Origin of the sequence: Streptomyces sp. NPDC051020 (assembly GCF_040683105.1) — a bacterium.
Classification (GTDB): Bacteria; Actinomycetota; Actinomycetes; order Streptomycetales; family Streptomycetaceae; genus Streptomyces.
The window spans coordinates 1-20,394 of sequence record NZ_JBFBCG010000058.1 but is presented as its reverse complement, the minus strand read 5'-3'; the positions used below and the strand labels follow the sequence as shown (position 1 = coordinate 20,394).

General features: G+C 69.5%; 21 protein-coding genes and 1 pseudogene. 11 read left to right on the top strand and 11 right to left on the bottom strand.

Annotation, left to right across the window (positions count from 1 at the left end):
- Positions 1-28: 28 nt before the first annotated feature.
- Both AB0N06_RS27155 and AB0N06_RS27150 read right to left on the bottom strand, forming a co-directional pair.
- A complete protein-coding gene (locus AB0N06_RS27155; RefSeq protein WP_366137292.1) occupies positions 29-1,423 on the bottom strand; it encodes a HAMP domain-containing sensor histidine kinase in 1,395 nt (464 codons plus the stop codon).
- A gap of 15 nt (positions 1,424-1,438) precedes the next feature.
- A complete protein-coding gene (locus AB0N06_RS27150; RefSeq protein WP_366137290.1) occupies positions 1,439-2,131 on the bottom strand; it encodes a response regulator transcription factor in 693 nt (230 codons plus the stop codon).
- Between the two features lie 340 nt (positions 2,132-2,471).
- Here AB0N06_RS27150 and AB0N06_RS27145 point away from each other — a divergent pair, with 340 nt between their 5' ends.
- The 8 genes from AB0N06_RS27145 to AB0N06_RS27110 all read left to right on the top strand — a co-directional run bounded on the left by AB0N06_RS27145 (position 2,472) and on the right by AB0N06_RS27110 (position 8,738).
- On the top strand, positions 2,472-3,257 hold the full coding sequence (locus AB0N06_RS27145; RefSeq protein WP_366137288.1) for an amino acid ABC transporter ATP-binding protein: 786 nt from the start codon (positions 2,472-2,474) through the stop codon (positions 3,255-3,257).
- A 59-nt stretch (positions 3,258-3,316) separates the two neighbouring features.
- The gene (locus AB0N06_RS27140) at positions 3,317-4,159 is read left to right on the top strand and encodes a glutamate ABC transporter substrate-binding protein (RefSeq protein ID WP_366137286.1); all 843 of its coding nucleotides are present in this window, start codon (positions 3,317-3,319) and stop codon (positions 4,157-4,159) included.
- A 75-nt stretch (positions 4,160-4,234) separates the two neighbouring features.
- A complete protein-coding gene (locus tag AB0N06_RS27135) occupies positions 4,235-4,900 on the top strand; it encodes an amino acid ABC transporter permease (protein WP_366137285.1) in 666 nt (221 codons plus the stop codon).
- The gene (locus AB0N06_RS27130) at positions 4,897-5,796 is read left to right on the top strand and encodes an amino acid ABC transporter permease (protein ID WP_366137284.1); all 900 of its coding nucleotides are present in this window, start codon (positions 4,897-4,899) and stop codon (positions 5,794-5,796) included. The genes AB0N06_RS27135 and AB0N06_RS27130 overlap by 4 nt, the downstream gene beginning before the upstream one ends.
- Positions 5,797-5,972: 176 nt before the next feature.
- Entirely contained in the window at positions 5,973-7,589 is a 1,617-nt protein-coding gene (locus AB0N06_RS27125; protein ID WP_366137283.1) for an FAD-dependent monooxygenase, read from the top strand.
- Between the two features lie 33 nt (positions 7,590-7,622).
- Positions 7,623-7,709, top strand: coding sequence for a putative leader peptide (locus AB0N06_RS27120; protein WP_311605579.1), 87 nt, complete (start codon positions 7,623-7,625; stop codon positions 7,707-7,709).
- Positions 7,710-7,782: 73 nt separating this feature from the next.
- Entirely contained in the window at positions 7,783-8,334 is a 552-nt protein-coding gene (locus tag AB0N06_RS27115; RefSeq protein ID WP_366137282.1) for a cysteine dioxygenase, read from the top strand.
- Positions 8,331-8,738 (top strand): rhodanese-like domain-containing protein, encoded by a 408-nt coding sequence (locus AB0N06_RS27110; RefSeq protein WP_366137281.1) that lies wholly within the window; start codon positions 8,331-8,333, stop codon positions 8,736-8,738. The genes AB0N06_RS27115 and AB0N06_RS27110 overlap by 4 nt, the downstream gene beginning before the upstream one ends.
- A 61-nt stretch (positions 8,739-8,799) precedes the next feature.
- Here the strand turns inward: AB0N06_RS27110 and AB0N06_RS27105 are convergent, their stop codons facing one another.
- Together AB0N06_RS27105 and AB0N06_RS27100 are read right to left on the bottom strand one after the other, a co-directional pair.
- Positions 8,800-11,361: an FtsX-like permease family protein gene (locus AB0N06_RS27105; protein ID WP_366137280.1), complete on the bottom strand. Its 2,562-nt coding sequence runs from the start codon at positions 11,359-11,361 to the stop codon at positions 8,800-8,802.
- Complete coding sequence (locus tag AB0N06_RS27100; RefSeq protein ID WP_366137279.1) at positions 11,358-11,969, bottom strand: helix-turn-helix domain-containing protein; 612 nt, start codon at positions 11,967-11,969, stop codon at positions 11,358-11,360. Before AB0N06_RS27100 ends, AB0N06_RS27105 begins: the two co-directional genes overlap by 4 nt.
- 241 nt (positions 11,970-12,210) lie before the next feature.
- Between AB0N06_RS27100 and AB0N06_RS27095 the strand changes: the two genes are divergently transcribed.
- Positions 12,211-12,849 carry a hypothetical protein gene (locus AB0N06_RS27095; protein WP_366137278.1) on the top strand — a complete coding sequence of 213 codons (639 nt, stop codon included), beginning with the start codon at positions 12,211-12,213 and terminating at the stop codon, positions 12,847-12,849.
- Positions 12,850-12,992: 143 nt separating this feature from the next.
- Here AB0N06_RS27095 and recX read toward each other — a convergent pair whose 3' ends face one another.
- Complete coding sequence (gene recX / locus AB0N06_RS27090; RefSeq protein ID WP_366137277.1) at positions 12,993-13,721, bottom strand: recombination regulator RecX; 729 nt, start codon at positions 13,719-13,721, stop codon at positions 12,993-12,995.
- Positions 13,722-13,724: 3 nt separating this feature from the next.
- Complete coding sequence (gene recA / locus AB0N06_RS27085; RefSeq protein ID WP_366137276.1) at positions 13,725-14,855, bottom strand: recombinase RecA; 1,131 nt, start codon at positions 14,853-14,855, stop codon at positions 13,725-13,727.
- 488 nt (positions 14,856-15,343) lie between these two features.
- On the opposite strand from recA, the pseudogene AB0N06_RS27080 reads away from it, so the two are divergent.
- A pseudogene (locus AB0N06_RS27080) lies at positions 15,344-15,588 on the top strand (short-chain dehydrogenase); the annotation flags it as partial.
- 96 nt (positions 15,589-15,684) lie between these two features.
- Here the strand turns inward: AB0N06_RS27080 and AB0N06_RS27075 are convergent.
- Positions 15,685-16,854: an AI-2E family transporter gene (locus AB0N06_RS27075; protein ID WP_366137275.1), complete on the bottom strand. Its 1,170-nt coding sequence runs from the start codon at positions 16,852-16,854 to the stop codon at positions 15,685-15,687.
- 183 nt (positions 16,855-17,037) lie between these two features.
- The gene (locus AB0N06_RS27070) at positions 17,038-17,232 is read right to left on the bottom strand and encodes a DUF3046 domain-containing protein (protein WP_037701444.1); all 195 of its coding nucleotides are present in this window, start codon (positions 17,230-17,232) and stop codon (positions 17,038-17,040) included.
- A gap of 79 nt (positions 17,233-17,311) precedes the next feature.
- Between AB0N06_RS27070 and AB0N06_RS27065 the strand changes: the two genes are divergently transcribed.
- Positions 17,312-18,226 (top strand): hypothetical protein, encoded by a 915-nt coding sequence (locus AB0N06_RS27065; protein WP_366137274.1) that lies wholly within the window; start codon positions 17,312-17,314, stop codon positions 18,224-18,226.
- Positions 18,227-18,375: 149 nt separating this feature from the next.
- Here AB0N06_RS27065 and AB0N06_RS27060 read toward each other — a convergent pair whose 3' ends face one another.
- The 3 genes from AB0N06_RS27060 to AB0N06_RS27050 form a co-directional block, all read right to left on the bottom strand.
- Positions 18,376-18,681, bottom strand: coding sequence for an AzlD domain-containing protein (locus AB0N06_RS27060; RefSeq protein WP_366137273.1), 306 nt, complete (start codon positions 18,679-18,681; stop codon positions 18,376-18,378).
- On the bottom strand, positions 18,678-19,397 hold the full coding sequence (locus AB0N06_RS27055; RefSeq protein ID WP_366137317.1) for an AzlC family ABC transporter permease: 720 nt from the start codon (positions 19,395-19,397) through the stop codon (positions 18,678-18,680). Before AB0N06_RS27055 ends, AB0N06_RS27060 begins: the two co-directional genes overlap by 4 nt.
- 73 nt (positions 19,398-19,470) lie before the next feature.
- Entirely contained in the window at positions 19,471-20,280 is an 810-nt protein-coding gene (locus AB0N06_RS27050; protein WP_366137316.1) for an AraC family transcriptional regulator, read from the bottom strand.
- Positions 20,281-20,394 lie beyond the last annotated feature (114 nt).

Genomic DNA, 20,394 nt, shown 5'->3' with positions numbered 1-20,394 from the left:
AGCGCCGTCGCGGCACCCGGTACCGGAGTCAGCCGCTCGGACCGTTGCGCGGAACTGCCACCGTCACCCGCAGTCCGTGCGGCTCGTGCGGGGCGTAGGAGAGAGAGCCGCCGCCCGCGGCGAGCAGTGCGTGGGAGATGGAGAGCCCGAGACCGGACCCCTGCACGTTCTGGTGCTGGGCGCTGCGCCAGAACCGGTCGCCGATCCGCTCCAGTTCCTCATCGGTGAGCCCCGGGCCGCGGTCGGCGACGGCCACGGTGACGGTGTCGCGGCCGGCGGCGACGGTGACACGGACCTCCTCACCGGCGGGGGTGAACTTGCACGCGTTGTCGATGACGGCGTCGAGGGCGCTGGAGAGCGCGATGGGGTCCGCCCAGGCTGTCACGGCGGATGCCCCGTCGGCTGTCAGCCGTACACCGTTCTCCTCCGCGAACGGGCGCCAGGAAGCCACCCGTTCCGCGGTGAGCGCGCCGATGTCGGTGAGCTGGAGGTCGGCCGCGGCATGCTCGGCCAGCGCCAGGTCCAGCAGGTCGTCCAGGACCTGCCCCAGACGCTTTCCCTCCGTGCGTACGGAGGCGATCTCCTTGTTCCCCTCGGGGAGTTCGAGGGCGAGGAGCTCGATGCGCAGCAGCAGCGCGGCGAGGGGGTTGCGCAGTTGGTGCGAGGCGTCGGCGACGAAAGCGCGCTGCTGCTCCAGCACTTCCTCGACGTTGTCGGCCATCTCGTTGAACGAACGGGCCAGGCGTCTGAGTTCCGGCGGACCTCCCGATGCCACCACCCGGGACCGCATCCGGCCGCCGGCTATGTCGTGGGTCGCCGCGTCCAGGGTCTGGACGGGCAGCAGGACCCAGCCGGTGAGCCGGATCGCGGCACCGACGGCCACCAGCATCGCGACCACTTCGCCGGCTGCGATCAGCAACCAGCCGCGCAGCGTGTGGGTGCGCATCTCACCGGTGGGCGAGTCGAGGACGACGACGGCGACCACATCGCCGTCCCGTACGACGGGCGAGGCGACGACGACCCGGCCGCGCTGCCAGGGCCAGACCTGCGGCGGATCATGACTGCGGCGCCCGAGGAGCGCCTCCCTGAACGCCTCGCGGCCCGCCCCCTCGACAGGGAGCTGCCAGTCGGCCGGTGCCTTCGCCATGGCGGTGTCGTCGCGGTAGAAGACGCCGGCGCGGATTCCGTACACCGAGTCGTACGTCTCCAGCTCCGACTGGAGCACGCGGCGCCGTTCGTCGTTGCTGCCGGCCGGTTCCGTGACGAACTGGGCCAGTGCGGCGAAGCGTGCCGTGTCGTCGATGCGGTCGATCACGACGCCCTGCTGCTGGGCGGCGGCCACGCTGACGGCCAGCGGAAAGCCGAGCGCGAGCAGCACGGCTGCCATAAGGATGATGAGCAGGGGGAGGAGACGGGTACGCACCGGGGCAGTACGCCTTTACGCGGATGGGGAGACGAGGCGGTAGCCGACCCCGCGCACGGTCTCGATCAGTGCGGGCAGCCGCAGTTTGGAACGCAGGGACGCGACATGCACTTCGAGCGTGCGCCCCGTTCCCTCCCAACTCGTGCGCCACACCTCGCTGATGATCTGCTCCCGGCGGAACACCACGCCGGGGCGCTGGGCGAGGAGCGCGAGCAGATCGAACTCCTTGCGGGTGAGCTGGACTTCGGCGCCGTCGACACTGACCCTGCGGGTCGGCAGCTCGATGTGAACATGACCGAGGCGCAGTGCCGCGACGGGCGTCTGCGCCGTGTCCTCGCCGACCGGGTTGCGCCTGCTGACCGCGTGGATACGCGCGAGGAGTTCACCGGTGTCGTACGGCTTGACGACGTAGTCGTCCGCTCCGAGGTTGAGGCCGTGGATCCGCGACCGGACATCGGCCCGCGCGGTCACCATGATCACAGGGATGGAACAGCGCTTGCGGATCTTCCCGCAGACCTCGTAACCGTCCTGGTCGGGCAGTCCGAGGTCGAGGAGCACGACACCGAAAGGCTCTGCCTCCGTCGGCAGCAGGGCCTTCAGGGCCTCCTCGCCGCTGCGCGCGTGCACGACCTGGATGCCGTGCCGGGCGAGCACCGCGGACAGGGCGGCCGCCACGTGGTTGTCGTCCTCGACGAGCAGCAGCCTCATGGCCCTCCTTCCTCTCCGCTTTCGCATCGTGGTGCAGGCTTCCCGCACTCCCCGGTGGCTGTCCATCTTCCCGGCACTTCCACGTACCGAGGTGTTTCACGTCATCACGTACCAGGGCATCCACTCCGATGACCGGTACGCCAGTCAAGGGCCCTCCTCTTACATCGGGGTTTCCGTTATGCACCCGGTACGCCCCCGGTACCTCTCCCGACGTCCCGTTCACGCGGAGTGTCCGGTTGCCGCCGGATCGTTATGCTCAATTTCCGCTCAGATGTAATGACGGTGGTCGCACTGCGTCACTAAGGTCCTTCCCAACCGAGGAGGACGGAGCAAAAAGCCGATGAGCGGAGTTTCAGTGACCAAGGCCGCCGAGGATGCCGCACCCGCGGCGAACGACCTTGTCGTACTGAGCAACGTCAACAAGCACTTCGGCGCGCTGCATGTGCTCCAGGACATCGACCTGACCATCGCCCGCGGCGAGGTCGTGGTTGTGATCGGGCCTTCCGGGTCCGGAAAGTCCACGCTGTGCCGCACGATCAACCGCTTGGAGACGATCGACTCGGGCGCGATATCGATCGACGGCAAGCCGTTGCCCCAGGAGGGCAAGGAGCTGGCCAGGCTGCGTGCCGATGTCGGCATGGTCTTCCAGTCGTTCAATCTCTTCGCGCACAAGACGGTGCTCGAAAACGTGATGCTGGGGCAGCTCAAGGTCCGCAAGGCGGACAAGACGGCTGCCGAGGAGAAGGCCCGTTCGCTGCTCGACCGGGTGGGCGTGGCGACGCAGGCCGACAAGTACCCCTCGCAGCTCTCCGGAGGCCAGCAGCAACGTGTGGCCATCGCACGGGCGTTGGCGATGGACCCCAAGGTCATGCTCTTCGACGAGCCGACGTCCGCGCTCGACCCGGAGATGATCAATGAGGTGCTGGAAGTCATGCAGCAGCTCGCCCGGGACGGCATGACCATGGTCGTCGTCACCCACGAAATGGGCTTCGCGCGCTCGGCGGCCAACCGTGTCGTCTTCATGGCGGACGGGAAGATCGTCGAAGAGGCAACGCCCGACCAGTTCTTCAGCAACCCGCGCAGTGACCGGGCCAAGGACTTCCTTTCGAAGATCCTGCACCACTGATTTCCGGATCAGCTGTTCACTCACATCGCGTCATCGCGTCAACTCTAGGGAAGTTCACCATGCAGCTTCGTAAGGTCACCGCCGCGTCGGCCGCCGTGCTCGCGCTCGCCCTCACCGCCACCGCCTGTGGCTCCTCCGACGACAAGGGCAGCGACTCGGCCGGCGGCGGCAAGAAGATCACCATCGGCATCAAGATCGACCAGCCGGGTATCGGTCTGAAGACGCCCGACGGCAAGTACACCGGTTTCGACGTCGATGTCGCCACGTACATCGCCAAGGAACTCGGTTACGACGCCAAGGACATCACCTTCAAGGAGACCAAGAGCGCCGACCGCGAGACGGCGATCGAGCGCGGGGACGTCAAGTTCATCGCCGCCTCCTACTCGATCAACGACGAGCGTCTGCAGAAGGTCGACTTCGCCGGCCCGTACCTGCTGGCGCACCAGGACATCCTGGTCCGTGCCGACGACGACTCGTTCAAGACCCCGGCCGACCTGAACAGCAAGAAGCTCTGCTCGGTCACCGGCTCGACCTCGGCGCAGAACGTCCATGACAAGCTGGCTCCGAAGGCCCAGCTCCTGGAGTACGGCGGCTACTCGGAGTGCCTCACCGGTCTGGAGAGCAAGGCCGTCGACGCGCTGACCACCGACGACAGCATCCTGGCCGGCTTCGCCTCGCAGAAGGACTTCCAGGGGAAGTTCAAGCTGGCGGGCTTCAAGATGAGCAACGAGAACTACGGCATCGGCCTGAAGAAGGGCGACGCCGACCTCAAGAAGAAGATCAACGACGCGCTCACCAAGATGGTCTCGGACGGTTCCTGGGACGAGGCGGTGAAGGCCAACTTCGGTCCGGCGAACTACAAGAACGAGCAGGCCCCGAAGATCGGCAACATCGTCAAGTGAAGCAGGGCTGACCCGGCGCGCCGTCCGTGAACGGCGGCGCGCCATGCCCTCCTACACGCGGAAGCGCGGGAGATCGTGTTCGACTTTCTTGAAGGTTACGACCTGCTGGGGGCTTTCTGGGTGACGGTGCAGCTCACCGTCTACTCCGCCCTCGGCTCCCTCATATGGGGAACGCTGCTGGCCGGCATGAAGGTCAGCCCGGTCCCTCTGATGCGCGGTTTCGCCACCGCCTATGTGAACGTCATCCGGAACACCCCTCTGACCGTCATCATCGTCTTCTCGTCGCTGGGTCTCTTCCAGACGCTCAACATCCAGCTCGGGGCCAGCGATTTCAAGGTCATCAACTTCCGGCTCGCGGTGCTCGCGCTGGTCGTCTACACCTCCGCGTTCGTCTGTGAGGCGCTCCGGTCGGGCATCAACACCGTGCCGGTCGGCCAGGCGGAGGCGGCACGCGCCCTCGGACTGAGTTTCACTCAGGTGCTGCGGCTGATCATCCTTCCGCAGGCCTTCCGCTCGGTCGTCAACCCGCTGGCCAATGTTCTGATCGCGCTCACGAAGAACACCACGGTCGCCGCCGCGATCGGCGTGGCCGAAGCCGCATACCTGATGAAGGGCATGATCGAGAAGGAGGCGCAGCTGATCCTGATCTCCGCCGTCTTCGCGTTCGGATTCATCTGTCTGACCCTCCCGACCGGCCTGATCCTCGGCTGGGTGAGCAAGAAGGTGGCGGTGAAGCGATGACTTCCGTCCTCTATGACGCCCAGGGGCCGCGCGCCAAGCAGCGCAACATCGTCTACACGGTCCTGTTCCTGCTCGTCGCCGCTGCCGCCGTGTGGTGGGTGTACGACGGTCTGGCTGCCAAGCACCAGCTCGACTGGATCAAGTGGAAGCCGTTCTTCACCAGCTCCCAGCCCTGGCAGACCTACATCTGGCCGGGTCTGCAGAACACCCTGAAGGCAGCGGCGTTCGCCCTGGTCATCGCGCTGCCGCTGGGCGCCCTGTTCGGTATCGGACGGCTCTCGGACCACCGGTGGGTGCGGATGCCGGCCGGCGTGGTCGTGGAGTTCTTCCGCGCCATCCCGGTGCTGATTCTGATGATCACCGCGAACGCGGCGTACTCCGAGTACACGACCATCAGCAGCGACTCCCGCCCGATGTACGCCGTGGTCACGGGTCTGGTGCTGTACAACGCCTCCGTGCTCGCCGAGATCGTGCGGGCCGGAATCCAGTCCCTCCCCAACGGGCAGACGGACGCGGCCAAGGCGATCGGTATGCGCAAGGGCCAGACCATGCTGTACGTGCTGCTGCCGCAGTCGGTGACGGCCATGCTGCCCGCGATCGTCAGCCAGATCGTCGTCATCGTGAAGGACACCGCCCTCGGCGGTGCGGTGCTGACCTTCCCGGAGCTGCTGGCCTCGGTCCGTCCGATGAGCGCGAACTACGGTGCGAACACCATCGCGTGCTTCACGATCGTCGCCGTGCTGTACATCGTGGTGAACTTCGCGCTCACCTCGTTCGCGGGCTGGCTGGAGGGCCGGCTGCGGCGCGGCAAGAAGAGCACGGGCGCCGCACCCGCCGGTGGTCTGGAGACCATCGGCACGCCGGCGCTCGTCGTCGACGACGGACGCGCCGTCTGACGGTTCGTCGGTAATTTCTGCGCAGGGGCGCCGGTGCATGCACCGGCGCCCCTCGCCGTGCTCGGGTGTCACTTGACGCAAGCACCGGCAGTGGGTTGCATACGTTCTGTGATCGCCGACCGAGCCCCCGCTTCCGCCACCGCTCTCCCGACCGCACGGGCCCAGGGAGTCGCGCCGTGGACCCGGTGATTGTCGTCGGCGCCGGGCCTGTGGGCCTGACGCTGTCGCTCGCCCTCGCCGCGCAGGGCGTTCCCTCCGTCGTCCTCGACGAGGATCCGGGGAGGGGCGAGACCCGTCCCGCCCGGACGGTGGTGCTGCGCGAGGACACCACAGCCCTGGTGGAGCGGCTCGGGTGCAAGGCGCTCCGGAACGAGGGCGCCCAGTGGACGGGCTGGCGCTCCATGCGCCGCAAGCAGCTCGTACGCGAACTGCGCCTCGGCGAGGACTCCCCGTACGGTGATCCGCTCTCGGCCCCGCTCCATCTGCCCCAGCACGCCCTGATGCGCGGGCTGCGGGCCGCGGTCGCCGGGCAGGAGCTGGTGCACATGGCGCCGCTCAGCCGGATCGACACTCTGGAGCAGGATCCGGCCGGGCTCACGGTGCACACCAGGGAACCCGATTCGACCTGGTGGCGCGGGAGTTACCTGGTCGGCTGCGACGGCGCCAGATCCACCGTCCGCAAGCTCCTGGACGTCCGGTTCCCGGGGCGCACAGCAGTGGAACGCCACGCCGTCGCCGCACTGCGCACCGAACTGCCCTGGCCGGGCGAGGCAGTGCTGCACCGGCTGCCGCCGTGGCGCACCGGGGGCGCCGAAGTCACCGCGCGCCCGCTGACGGACGGTGCGTGGCGGCTGGACTGGCTGCTCCCGCCACGCGGCGAGCTCGTCACCCCCGACGCGTTGATCACCCGGGTGCGGGACACTCTCGCGGGCTGGTGCGGCGGCGAGACCCCGCCGTACGAACTGCTGGACACGGGCGTGTACACGCTGCATCACCGGCTGGCTCGGCGCTGGCGGGTCCAGCGGGCCTTCCTTGCCGGGGACGCCGCCCATCTGCTCGGTGCACTCGGTACGCAGGGGCTCGACGAAGGGCTGCGGGACGCCGAGAACCTGGCCTGGAAGCTGGCGCAAGCCTGGCATCACGGCGCCTCCGACGTGCTGCTCGACAGCTACCAGGCCGAGCGGCGGGCCGCGGTCGCCTCCCGTCTGCGCGCGGCGGACCAGTCGCTGCCGATACTGCGCGGCGGCGGAGGGCTACGGAGCATCGTCCCCGGGAGCGCACGGGGGCACGATTCACTGCTCGCCGACGGTCACCTGGGGTGCGGCCCACTGGGTGCGCCCCCCTCGTACTCACACTCCCCCCTTGCGCCTGCGTACGCCGAGGCGCACACATCGGTGGGTACGCCCCCGGGAGCACCGGTCGACGATGTACGGGTGACGGCGCCCGACGGCACGACCGTACGGCTGCGCGAGCGGCTGGGGCGGGGCCGTCTGCTGGTCGTGCTGGTCGCTCCGGGGACCGGGGTGTGGGACCGGCGCCACTGGTTGACCGCGGGGGTGATGCCCCGGCTCGTCGAGTCGGTCGACGCCCTGCCGGTGAAGGGGGAGCTGCTGGTGACCGAGGCCTACCCGGGTGCCCCTGCCCATACAGTGCTGCTGATCAGGCCGGACGGACATCTGGTGGCATCGTTCGGCGGGGTCCGGCCCGCGGAACTTTTCGCTGCGGCGGACGCGGTGCGCGGCGGCGCGCCACGTGCCTCCGTGCGCTCCGACCAGACCGCAGACATCAATTGACCGCCACGGGCAGCACATGGTGTACTCCGAAATGTGACCGACACCGATGTGCGCCTGTGGCGGAGGGTCCATATGGACCTCGTCCGCTATGCGGGCTGTGTGTGTCGCCCGTCCTGCTGAACCGCCTCTCCCTGCCGCGGCGTGCCCTCTGTCGCACGCCGGGCATCACGCGCGAACTCTCAGGGCGGTCCCCTTGTCTGCCTCTCCCCCGCCTTCTGTACGCACGCCTTCTTCCGGCCCTGACTCCGGTGCCGGTCCCACGGCTGCAGAACTGCTCGACTTCGTCCACCGTACGGCGGCGGACCCCGGTCTGATTGCCTCGCTCCCCCTCGATCCCGAGGGCCGCACCTGGATCCGGCTCGACGGCCCCGGCGGCAGCGAGGCCTGGCTGATCGGCTGGCCGCCGCGCACCGGCACCGGCTGGCACGACCATGCCGGCTCGATCGGCGCCTTCACCACCGCGACCGGCACGCTCACAGAGCATTCACTCGCGGCCAGGCTGCCCGCCGACGACTGGAAAACCCTCGAACTGGCCGAAGGCGTCGACCAGTCCTGGCAGTTGACGACCGGCCGGGGCAGGGCGTTCGGCCGGCACCATGTGCACGAGGTGCTGAACGAATCCGGCACCGAGCACGCGGTCTCGGTCCATGCGTACTATCCGCCGCTGCCGCAGATCAGGCGCTACAGCCGTAGCGGTGCGCTACTCCGTCTTGAGCACATCGAACGCCCGGAGGACTGGCAGTGAGCGACGAGCACGACAACGGTGCGGAGCGGGTGGGGATCGACGAACTGCTGGAGCGGGTCCGGGCCGGATACGACCGCATCGGTCCGCACGAGGCGATCGCCGCCGCCGCGGACGGCGCCCTGCTGGTGGACATACGCTACGCGGCGCTGCGCGAGCGGGACGGGTTGATTCCGGGGGCGCTGGTCGTCGAGCGCAACGAGCTGGAGTGGAGACTCGACCCGCAGGGAAGCCATCGCGCGCCGGAGGCGGTCAGCCACGAACTGCAGGTGGTGGTGGTCTGCAACGAGGGGTACGCGTCGAGTCTCGCGGTCGCGTCCTTGAGGCAGTTGGGGCTGCACCGGGCGACCGATCTGATTGGCGGGTTCCAGGCGTGGCGGGCGGCGGGGCTGCCGGTCGGCGCCTGACCGGTGGCGGGCCCGGCCGCACTGCTCCCTGTGCTGTTCCGCCCGCCACCGGCCCGCAGTGTCACTGCTTGGACGTCGCCACCTCCACCGGGCTGACCGTGAGTGCCAGCCGGCCGGGCAGCGTCGAGGCGACGAGTGCCAGCAGTGCGGCTGCGCCCACGACTGTCGCGTACACCGACGGCAGGACGGTGGGCGCCGCACTGCCGGTCATGCCGATGCTGAAGGCGGTCAGCACGGCGAGGGCGATGCCGGTGCCGAGGACGGCGGCAATCAGCAGAACCGACAGGGCTTCGATGCGGAGCATCCGCAGGACCTGGCGGCGAGTGGCACCGGCCAGCCGGAGCATGGCGAACTCCCGGATCCGCTCGGACACCGACATGGCGAGGGTGTTGACGACCGCGATCGCGGTGAAGGCGAGAACCAGGCCCATGGCCAGATAGTTGACCTCTGCGTTCTGCTGCTGCCGGTCCGCCTGGACCCGGTCTGCGGTGGCAGGGGCGAGCACGGCGATGCCGGGGAACTTCCGCAGAGCGGCGACGAGCCGGCTGCGGTCGCTGTCTCCGGCGACCAGGACCGTGGCAGCGAGAGGGTTGTCCATGTGACGGGCCATCAGGTCGTGGGGCAGGGTCAGATCGCCGAAACCGAGGCCGCGGGTGTAGACCGCGGCGACCGTGAGGGTGGCGGGTGTGCCATCACCGAGGTGCACTGCCAGCTCGCTGCCGGCGTGCAGCCCCAGCTGTTCGGCGGCAAGTTCACTGATTGCAGCGGTGCCGGGACGGGCGGCGAAGCCGGCAAGCGAGCCGCTGGTCACCTCGGGGTCCCAGGTTTGGGCGAGACCGGCCTGGGTGACGCCCTGAGCCGTGACCTTCTCGAGGCCGACCCTGACCGTGGTCCGTACGACCTCGGTAGCGGCCGTCACACCTGGTGTCCTGCGCACGGTCTCGGCGGCGGCGGACGGGACCCCGGGCCCCTGCGAGGAGAGGACCCAGGTGGCACGGGTTCCTTCGCGGGCCTGGGCGCGGGCGGCGTCACCGAGGGTCGGCTGAACGAAGAGAACCGTGCAGGTCATGGCGATGAGCAGGGTGAGCGGGGTGACGACGGCGGCCATCCGGACGGAGTTTCCACGGATGTTCGCGGTGGCGAGAGTGCCCCCGGAACCGGTCAGCCGGAGCGGGCCCGCGAGCAGTGCCGCCGCCATCTTGACGAGCAGCGGTCCGAGTAGCGACACGGCCGTGGCCAGCACCACAACGGCCAGGAAGGTGACGGGAGTCGAGGCCGCCTCGGTGCGCAGGCTGCCGAGTAAGGCGACGAGCGCTCCGCCGCCCGCGAGCAACACCAGACCTGCGGCAATCCGGACCGTGGCCGGCCGCTCGCGCTCGACCGTGGACTCGGCCATGGCCTCGCCAGGGCGGATACGGGCGATCCTGCGGCCGGAGATCCTGGCGGCTGCCCAGGCGCCGAGAAGCGTGACGGCGAGGGCGGCGAGAACCGGGAAGATGCCCGTGGTGCGTTCCAGCGACGGTGGGACCGCACCCATATCGATGAATCGACTGTGGAGCCAGCCGGCGAGCGGCAGTCCGGCGAGCGAGCCAAGCACGCCGGCCACGGCCCCGACGACCAGCGCCTCACGCCCGAGAAGGCGGCGGACCTGGCGCGGTGTGGCGGCGATGGCGCGCAGCAGGGCCAGTTCACGGTGGCGCTGCTGGATGGAGAGCGCAAAGGTGCCGACGACCACGAGGATCGCGACGAGGAGTGAGGTGCCACCCATCGCACCGCCCATGGAGACGAGCTTGATCCGGGCGCCCGCGGCATCCAGGAACTCGACGGGGCCGCGGTCGTCGCCTGTGGACACCTGCGCGGTGGTGCCCCTGAGCGCCTGCTCCACCTGCCGCTTCAGCCGGTCGAGGTTCGTGCCCGGCGCGGGCACCACACCGAGGGCGGTGACTTGACCGGGACGGGCGGAGAGGCGGGCGGCCTCGGCGCCCGAGAAGAAGAGGGTGGTCTGCTGCCGGAGGTCGCCGCGGTGGGCCGGGGCTGCGACACCGCTGATGCGGTACGGGCGGGCAGCGCCGGTGGACTGGACGGTGAGCCGGTCTCCGGGCTTCAGGCCGGTTCGCTCGGCGAGACCCCCGTCGATCACCACGTCGTCGGCGGAGACGGGGGAACGGCCTGCGGTGAGAGCGAAGGGCGTAAGGGAGGCGGAGGCCCAGGAGTGTCCGTAGGAAGGCGGGGAAGATGGAGTGGCCTTGCCGGCGGACTGGGCAACGGGCACAGCGAGGAAGGTGAGTTCGGGGACGACCTTGCGTACGCCGTCCACGTTCCGGATCCGGTCCGCGGTGGCTGCGGGGAGCCAGGCGCGCTCAGCGACGGGTTTCGCCTTGCGCTTGACCTTCGTCTTCCCGTTGCCCTTGTGCTTGACGGTGGTCTGGTGAACATTCTGGTCGGCGGAGACGATGAGCGGAGCCGCGGCATAGCGCTCGGTCGCGATCCGTCCGCGCAGACCGGTCTCCAGAAGCGTGCCGCAGGCGGTGACAAGGGCAGCGGCGCACATCAGGGCCACCAGGGCGCCGAGGAACCCGCCCTTGCGGTCTCGGATCGTCTGCAGGGCGTAGCGCAGCATCATGATGCGTCCGTCTCTCTCATGTGGTTGTCGGCCGCAAGGGGCGGGGCCGGGAAGGCGAGCAGCCGGGTGTGGACCGTGCGAGCGCCCGGCGGAGTGTCGGCGTCGGACCGCTTGTAGCGGTTCATGAGGGCGATGTACTCCTCGAAGAACGCGCGGAGCTCGGGGAGCGTGAGCCGGATGGTGCCGCGCGAGTACGGGAACGCGTCGGCCCACTCGCCCCGTTCGCCCCTGTCGCGCTGAAGCTGCTCGAAGAGGGCGAGGTCGGCGGCGTACGCATGGCGGTTCAGCTCGTCCATCGCGAGCCGCACCTCGGGGCTCTGGCGGGACCGGGGCGGGAAACGGCGGTCGCCGGGAACGGCCCGCCACCACCTCGCCCGACGCCCGTCCGGCTCCTCGGCGGGGATGTCCTCCACGAAGCCGTACCTGGCCAGTTCGCGCAGGTGGTAGCTGGTGGACCCGGTGTTCAGCCCAAGGGCGCGGGCAAGGATCGCGGACGTCGCGGGGCCGTGCAGGGTGAGGTGTTGAAGGATCTGCTGCCGCCTCGGCTGTGCGAGCGTTGCGAGAGCGGCCAGCTCTGTGATGTCGGTGCCACCGGACTTTTCTGCCATGCGTCACACAGTGCTCTGTGCACAGATACCTGGGCACTGGAGCCTGTCGGCGTCTTCGTACGGGAGTTTTCCCCCGGGAGCCGCTGTCCCGCCTTCCCTCGGAACCGCTCTGGAACCGACCCGGGACCGACCGGGATCCGACCCGGCACGCACCCGAATGGCTCACCCCGGTGGAGCACATTCATCACAAGGCAGACATTCACCTCATACAAGGGACCGATATGACGGAGATGCCACGCAGATGCCGACCACCGCCCTCACACCCGACCAGCTCGACCGTCAGGCCGTCCGCCTCCATGACACGGAGGCCTGGCAGCAGATCGTCACGGGCTGGGACATCACCGTCCCCGAACCGGTGCGTGCTGCCTCACCTGGCTCCGTGCCGCACCCGGCGGACCGGCATCCGGCCGACTGGCGTGATCTGCTGTCCGTGACCGTTGATCAGCTGATCGCCGACTCGATCCGCTCCGTGCCCCCGGCCGCCCCACGCGAGCGTCCCCTCCCCGGACGCCTCGGCGCGATCCTCCCCGACCGGTTCCACAGCTGGCGCCGCATCGGGCAGCCCGAACTGCGGCCCTCCACCCACCTCGCCTACGCGCGGCAGATCCTGATGGAGTGGGGCTGGCAGAACACCCCGTACCGGCTGCGGAACGCCCGCGGCGCCCGGTGCGTCTGCGGCGCCCTCCTCACCGCACACCGCCTGGGCTACGGCTCCCTCGACACCGTGGACCGGGCCGGCGCCTGGATCGTCGCCGAGCTTCGCTCGCAGGGCTGGACCGACCTGATCGGCCCCTGGAACCGACACCCGGGCCGCACCGCGGCGGATGCTGTGGCCCTGCTGGACGCCACCATCCGCCGCGCCTCACATGCCGGACAGTGACCGCCGCGCCTCCCCGGCCCGCAGCAACCCAGCATGCACACCGTCACCGTGCACGCCCACTGCGCTCAACGCCCGCGCCGTGTACATCCGCTGCGTACACACCCCCTGTGTATGCAGCCCCGCACATCCCGATAGCAACGCCGTCAGAACGGCTCGTCCAGGCCTTCCGTGTCCTCGCCCTCTGCTTCGAGCGCCTGGCGCACCACACGCAGGGCCATCCCCTCCCCGTACCCCTTGCGCGCGAGCATGCCCGCAAGGCGGCGCAGCCGCTTGTCGCGGTCCAGTCCGCGAGTGGAGCGGAGTTTCCGCGCGACGAGTTCGCGGGCCGTCTCCTCCTCCTGCTCGGAGTCGAGCTGTCCGACGGCCTCGTCGATCACCGCCGAGTCCACCCCCTTGGTCCGCAACTCCCGGACGAGAGCGCGGCGGGCCAGCCCCCGGCCGTGGTGCCGGGACTCCACCCAGGCGTCCGCGAACGCCGCGTCGTCGATCAGCCCGACGTCCTCGAAACGCGACAGCACCTCTTCGGCCGCCTCGTCCGGGATCTCGCGTTTACGCAACGCATCCGCAAGCTGCTTGCGGGTGCGCGGGGTCCCGGTGAGCAGCCGCAGACATATATTGCGCGCCTGCTCGACCGGGTCTCGCGGCTCCCCCTTCTCGGCCCTCGACGAGGAAGGGGAGCCGCTGTTCCTGGAGCGGGAGCGGGCACGACGGTCCGCCCCCTTACCGAATCGCCCGCCCGAGCCGGTGCCGTGACCGGGACCGGCCTCCAGCCCGTATGCGGACTCGGGCGCGGAATCGGCCGTGCGCCCGGCGACTCCTGGGCCGGGACCGGCGCCGACAGCGCTGTCCGGCCACTCCGTACGACGCGTCACGGTCTAGCTCTTGGCCGCCGCAGCCTTGGCCGGCTTGGCCTTGCTGACCGGAGCGGGCACCGACTTCGCGCCGTCGGCCGAAGCCGCAGCGCCGCCCGCCGCGTCCGCACCGGGCTCGGCACCCAGTGCCGCGTCCGGCCTGACGCCGATGCCCAGCTTTTCGAGAATCTTCTTCTCGATCTCGTTGGCGAGGTCGGGGTTGTCCTTGAGGAAGTTACGGGCGTTCTCCTTGCCCTGGCCGAGCTGGTCGCCCTCGTACGTGTACCAGGCGCCCGCCTTGCGCACGAAGCCGTGCTCCACGCCCATGTCGATCAGGCCGCCCTCGCGGCTGATGCCCTGGCCGTAGAGGATGTCGAACTCGGCCTGCTTGAACGGCGGTGCGACCTTGTTCTTGACGACCTTGACACGGGTGCGGTTGCCGACCGCGTCGGTGCCGTCCTTCAGCGTTTCGATGCGGCGGATGTCAAGGCGCACCGATGCGTAGAACTTCAGCGCCCGGCCACCGGTCGTGGTCTCCGGGGAGCCGAACATCACGCCGATCTTCTCGCGGAGCTGGTTGATGAAGATCGCGGTGGTCTTGGACTGGTTGAGCGCGCTGGTGATCTTGCGGAGCGCCTGGCTCATCAGACGGGCCTGCAGACCCACGTGCGAGTCACCCATCTCGCCCTCGATCTCCGCGCGCGGCACGAGCGCCGCGACGGAGTCGATGACGATCAGGTCGAGAGCGCCCGAACGGACCAGCATGTCCACGATCTCGAGCGCCTGCTCACCGTTGTCCGGCTGGGACAGGATGAGGCTGTCGATGTCGACGCCGAGCTTCTTCGCGTACTCGGGGTCGAGGGCGTGCTCCGCGTCGATGAAGGCCACCGAGCCACCGAGCCGCTGTGCATTCGCCACCGCGTGCAGCGTCAGTGTCGTCTTGCCGGAGGACTCCGGCCCGTAGACCTCCACCACACGGCCGCGCGGCAGTCCGCCGACGCCGAGGGCGACGTCGAGTGCGGTCGACCCGGTGGGGATCACCTCGATGGGCTCGTTCGGCCGCTCACCGAGGCGCATCACCGCGCCCTTGCCGAATTGCCGTTCAATCTGTGCGAGTGCGGCGTCCAGCGCCTTCTCGCGGTCGGTTCCTGCCATGGGTTCCACCCGATTTGCTTGAGTCGATCGCTTCACGTCAAAGACGCTAACCCCTGCCACTGACAATGGGCCTCGACGTCCTCCCGGCCTGTGGACAACTCCACGGTCGGGCCCGGGAAAACCCGGCCGGAATCCCATGAGAATGGATGTTCGATTTCAGTGTCAAGCGCACCGCGCCGGACCGACCCGCCCCCAGAGTAGCCCTCTAGCATCACACACTTGGGGAGTCAAGAAAACGTGGTCGACCTCATGCTGAATTCCGGCTGTATGGGCACATGACCGACAGAAAGAGCGGCCCTGGTCGTCGGCGCCACGCGCGGTGCGGGCCCAGGCATCGCCGTTCAGTCGGGAGCGGTCGGAGCGACTGTCCGCGTGACCGGGCGGACGACTGGGACCCAACGGTCGGAGATGAGTCGCCGATGAGTCGGAAAGGAACCCTCCGGAGACCATCGATTCAGACCGCAGCCGCCGCCGAGGCGAACCGGCACGACGCGATCATCCAGGCGCCGCATTTCGCCATCACCGAGAGTCCCGCATTCGTCGGCCGGGCAGTGGCCGCGCTCGCGCAGGACCCGGAGGTCGCACGCTGGAACGGGCAATTTTCTTGTCCGGCGCGCAGTTGGCGCGGGCCTACGGCTTCAGCGACCTCGACAGCAGGCGTCCCGACGCCTGGCGGCACGTCCCCGAGGTCCAGGACGCGGGCCTGCCGGCCGACATAGCGGGCTGTCGCTGAGCCCGCCTGCGGACCGCACCCCCACGCCTCCGCGACCCGCGCTCCCGCACCGCGCGCGACGCAGCCTGCCGGGCCACCTACCGTCCGGTTGTCGCTTCAGGCCTGCGGATCCGGGACGTTCGGTCGCTCGGAATCCGCGTCACCGTCGCCCCCCGGAGCCCGGGTCGCCACGCCTCGCGGCCGTGGGAGCACCGACTCGCCGCGCCGCCACAGATGCCGTCCATGCACCCGCGGGTCGTCCGTCACGTCGTAGCGCTTCACATAGGCACCGAGGAATGCCTGCAGTGTGGCGACGGCCGGGATCGCGATGAGCGCGCCCACGGCGCCCATCAGAGCCGTACCGGCGATGACCGATCCGAAGGCGACCGCCGGATGAATGTCCACGGTTTTCGAGGTGAGCTTGGGCTGCAGCACATAGTTCTCGAACTGCTGGTAGATCACGACGAATCCAAGTACCCACAGGGCGTACCAGGGGTCGACGGTGAACGCGATCAGCATCGGCAGGGCGCCCGCCAGATACGTACCGATCGTGGGAATGAACTGCGAGACGAGGCCGACCCAGACCGCGAGCGCCGGGGCGTACGGCACACCGAGGATCACCAGCAGGATGTAGTGCGCGATCCCGGAGATGAGCGCCATCAGTCCACGCGAGTAGAGAAAACCGCCGGTCTTGTCGACCGCGATCTCCCAGGCCCTCAGCACTTCGGCCTGCCGGGCGGGTGGCAGCGTGGAGCACAAGGCGCGGCGCAGCCGGGGACCGTCGGCCGCGAAGTAGAACGAGAACAGGAAGATCGTCAGCAGCCGGAAGAGCCCGCTGAGCACGGTGGTCGAGACGTCGAGCACACCGGTCGCGCTGTTCTGGACGTACTTCTGCAGCCAGTCGGAGTGCAGCAGGCTGTCCTGAACCTCGACCCGGGAGAGATCGGTGTGGAAATTCTGGTTGATCCAGTTGATCACCGAGTCGAGGTACTTGGGAAACTCCTCGACCATGTCGACGATCTGGCCCGCGAGCATCGAGCCGAGCAGCGCGACGAACCCGGCCACGGCGATCAGCACCACGAGGAAGACCAGGAAGGTGGCCAGACCGCGGCGCACACCACGCGCCGACATCCGGCTCACCGCAGGCTCTATGGCGAGCGCCAGGAAGAAGGCGATCAGGATATTGATCAACAGCCCGATGAGCTGGTGGAACGCCCAACTGCCGAGCTGGAAGCAGGCGTAGAGCGCCAGGGCGAGAACCATGGCTCGCGGCAGCCATGCGGGCATTCGAGCCGACCCGCTGCCGGAAGGCGGGGTCGATGGCGCGGCCGGCGGGACGGGCCGGGTCAAGGGCGGCTGGGTCTGGGCTGTCTCGTCTGTCGGTGCCACGGACCCAGTCTCGCCTACGGCTGTGACAGCCGGCCGCCCGCCCCCGGAACAGCTGAGGTCCAGCGGTGGGCGGGCACGGCGTCAGCGTTTGTCGGCGGGGATGCCGACCGCCGTGCAGACACCGCGCCAGACGTCCTTCGCTTCCCAGCCCTCGGCCAGCGCCTGGTGCACCGTACGCCCGCCGAGCTCGGCCATCACATGGTCGCGCGCAAAGGAGTCGGCGTACCCCGCACCGAAGTGGTCCGCCATCCGTTCCCAGAAAATCGTCAACCGCATGACTTCAGTATCCCGCTCCTGAGAGTGCAGCCGCGCCGCTACGCATTGTCGAAAGCGCTTACCGGCCTACGGTCGGTCCATGGCCGGAACAGGAGCAAGCCCCCTCAAGCGTGCTGAGCAGTTCATCTGGCTCACGGCCCGCGTCCTCGAGCAGCGGCGGTTCGCCCATCACTTCCTGGGAGGGGGTGCGGACGCGGTGGAGACCGCGCTCGCCGCCTATCTCAATGAGGACGGCGGATATGGTCACGCACTCGAACCGGATCTGCGGGGCCCTGTCAGCCAGCCGCTGCACACGGCCCATGCGCTCAGCGTCCTGGACTCCATCGGGCGCTGCAGCGGCCTGCGGGTGGAGCGGATCTGCCGCTTCCTGACCGATGTGTCGACCAAGGAGGGGGCGCTGCCGGCACTTCTCCCCTCGCAGCGCGGCTATCCGGCCGCGCCGTTCATCCCGATCGTCGATGACCCTCCGCCCCAGTTGCTGGCCACCGGCCCCGCCGTCGGACTGCTGCACCGCAACGCGGTGTGGCACGCCTGGCTGTTCCGGGCCACCGACTTCTGCTGGGCGGCGGTCGACGCGCTGGAGAAGTCGCATCCGTACGAGATCGAAGCCGCGGTCGCCTTCCTCGACGGCGCTCCGGACCGGGCACGGGCGGAGGCGGCGACGGACCGCCTCGGGCGGCTGGTACGGGAACAGCGGCTGGCCGTACTGGAGCCGGAGCGGCGTGCGGAGTACCCGGTGGCGGCCGGGTACGCACCGGGCGAGCAGCATTTCCCGTACGACTACGCCCGCACCCCCGAATCACTCGCGCGCCGCTGGTTCACCGACGAGGAGCTGGAACGCTCGCTCGACCATCTGGCGACGGAGCAGCAGGCGGACGGCGGCTGGCCGGTGAACTGGCGACAGTGGGCACCGGGCACCGCCCTGGAGGGCCGCCCCTTGGTAACGCTCAAGGCGCTGCTGACGCTGCGGGCCCACGGCCGCAGCCTCCACTGAGACCGGGCGGCGCGGTTCGCTTCCGACGCCCATGGGGCGGCGGACACACCGTCGGTCCCCGGGGCGGGGCAGTGCGGCAGGGCAGCGACCCGGTGGCTGCTGGGGCCAGGGCGCGACGGACGCGCACGCTGCCTGTGCGGCCAGGTTGGCTATCCGAGCGCGCGCACCCCGGCCGTGACGACGACGGCAGCTCCCACGACCACCAGGAAGGGTGCGCGCAGCACCAGGGCGAGTGCGGCGGCGGCGAGCCCCGCACCCCGGGCGTCGAGCACCAACTCCTGTCCGTTCCCGAAGGTCTGCTGCGCCGTGAGAGCCGCCAGGAGCGCCACCGGCAGGAGTGCGGCAAGACGCTGTACGAGCGGGCGTTCCAGTGCTCCCGCGGGGACCAGCAGCCCCAGCAACTTGGCGAGGTAGCAGCCGGCGGCGGTGAGGGCGATCGCTATCCATACGTTCATCGGGCGTCCTCCGTCGTGGTCGGGTCCTTGGCCGGGCTGTCCGTGGCCGATGCCTTCCTGCGTCCCATCAGGAAGAGGACGGCGGGTGCGGCGAGCGCGGCGAGCAGCACCGGTACGCCCGCGGGCAGCACGGGCAGCGCCCCCAGGGCGAGCAGGACGGCGAGAGCGGCCGTGACGCGCTCCGTGGTGCTCTTCAGCATCGGAGCGAGCAGGGCGAGGAAGACGGCGGGGCTTGCCGCGTCCAGCCCCCAGGTGTCGGTGTCGCCGAGCGCCTCGGCGCCCAGCGCCCCCAGCAGTGTGGTCAGGTTCCACAGCACGTACAGGGTGAGTCCGGTGACGGTGAAGCCGATCCGTGCGGCCCGCCGGGTGGGCTGCGGCAGCGTCACCGCGGTCGTCTCGTCGATGACCCAGTGGGCGGCGAGTGGTCGCACGGCGCGTGGGAGGGCGAGCAGCTGTGACAGCCGCAGACCGTAGAAGGCGTTGCGTACGCCGAGGAAGAACGCACCGGCGGCGGCGGTGTACGGGTTTCCGCCTGCGGCAAGGGCGCCCACCAGCGCGAACTGCGAGGCGCCGGTGAAGACGAGGAGGCTGAGCGCGCAGGTCTGGATCAGGCTCAGACCGGAGCCCGCCGAGGTGACACCGAAGGCGAAGCCGGAGAGGCCCACCGCGATACCGACGCCGAGCGCGTCACGGATGACGGCCGCGTCCGGCTTCACCTCGCCGACGGCGGTCTCGGCTGTCTCGTCGAGTCTCTTTGAGGATGCTGTCTGTTCTGGCACGGCAGGAACGCTACGCGGACGAAGCCGGACCGGTCTTGTACGTTATTGCGCGTTCGCGCTGGTACGCGCCGGGCGGCACCCCCACGATCCGGGTGAAATGACGGTTGAGGTGCGGCTGATCGGTGAAGCCGACCCGTGCCGCCGCGTCCGCCGGCGCGATGCCCGCATCGAGCATCCGCCGTGCACGCCGTACCCGGGCATCGGTGAGCCATGTGTGCGGCGGCATCCCGTACTGCTTCTTGAAGGCACGCAGCAGGGCGAAGGGGCTGGTGCCGAGCTCGGCGGCCAACGTCTCCAGTGTCGGCGGCTCGGCCATGCGGCTCTCCAGCACCGCACGCGCCCGCTCCGCGTCCTGGGCGCCGGCCGACCGGGGAGCACGGGCGGGCAGCACGCTGCCGTGGCGGCTGAGCAGCCGCGCGACCATGATCCGCAGCATGCTGTCGGCGGCGAGCGCATTGCCTTCCTCGGCCGCCCGGTGCACCTCGCCGATGAGCCGGGCCGCCTCCGGGTCCAGGACGCCGGTCTCGGCGAAGCCGACCGTGCCGCGCAGCCGCGTCGTATCAGCCGCGATGTCGTTGATCACCTGCGCGGACGGGTACAGCGTGGCGTACACCCAGCCTTCGGGGGCCCCGGCCCGGGCGGTGTGCGGCACCTCCGGATTGATCATGACGACGCTGCCAGGACCCGCGTGCACGGTGCCGCCGGGCAGCCCGACGTCCTCGACGCCCCGGGTGATGGTGCCGAAGACATAGCCCTCGTGGCTGTGGCGCGGGAAGGTGTGGCGGACGTACCGGGCTCGCAGAAGATCGAGATCGGGCAGTTCCGCGTACTGCCAGTACCTAGTGCTGCCCCGCGCAAGTTCGTGGAGGGGTGTTGATCAGGGCGCCAGGTCGCCGAGGTAGAAGCCGCAGGCGCAGTCCAGGGCGTCTTCGGG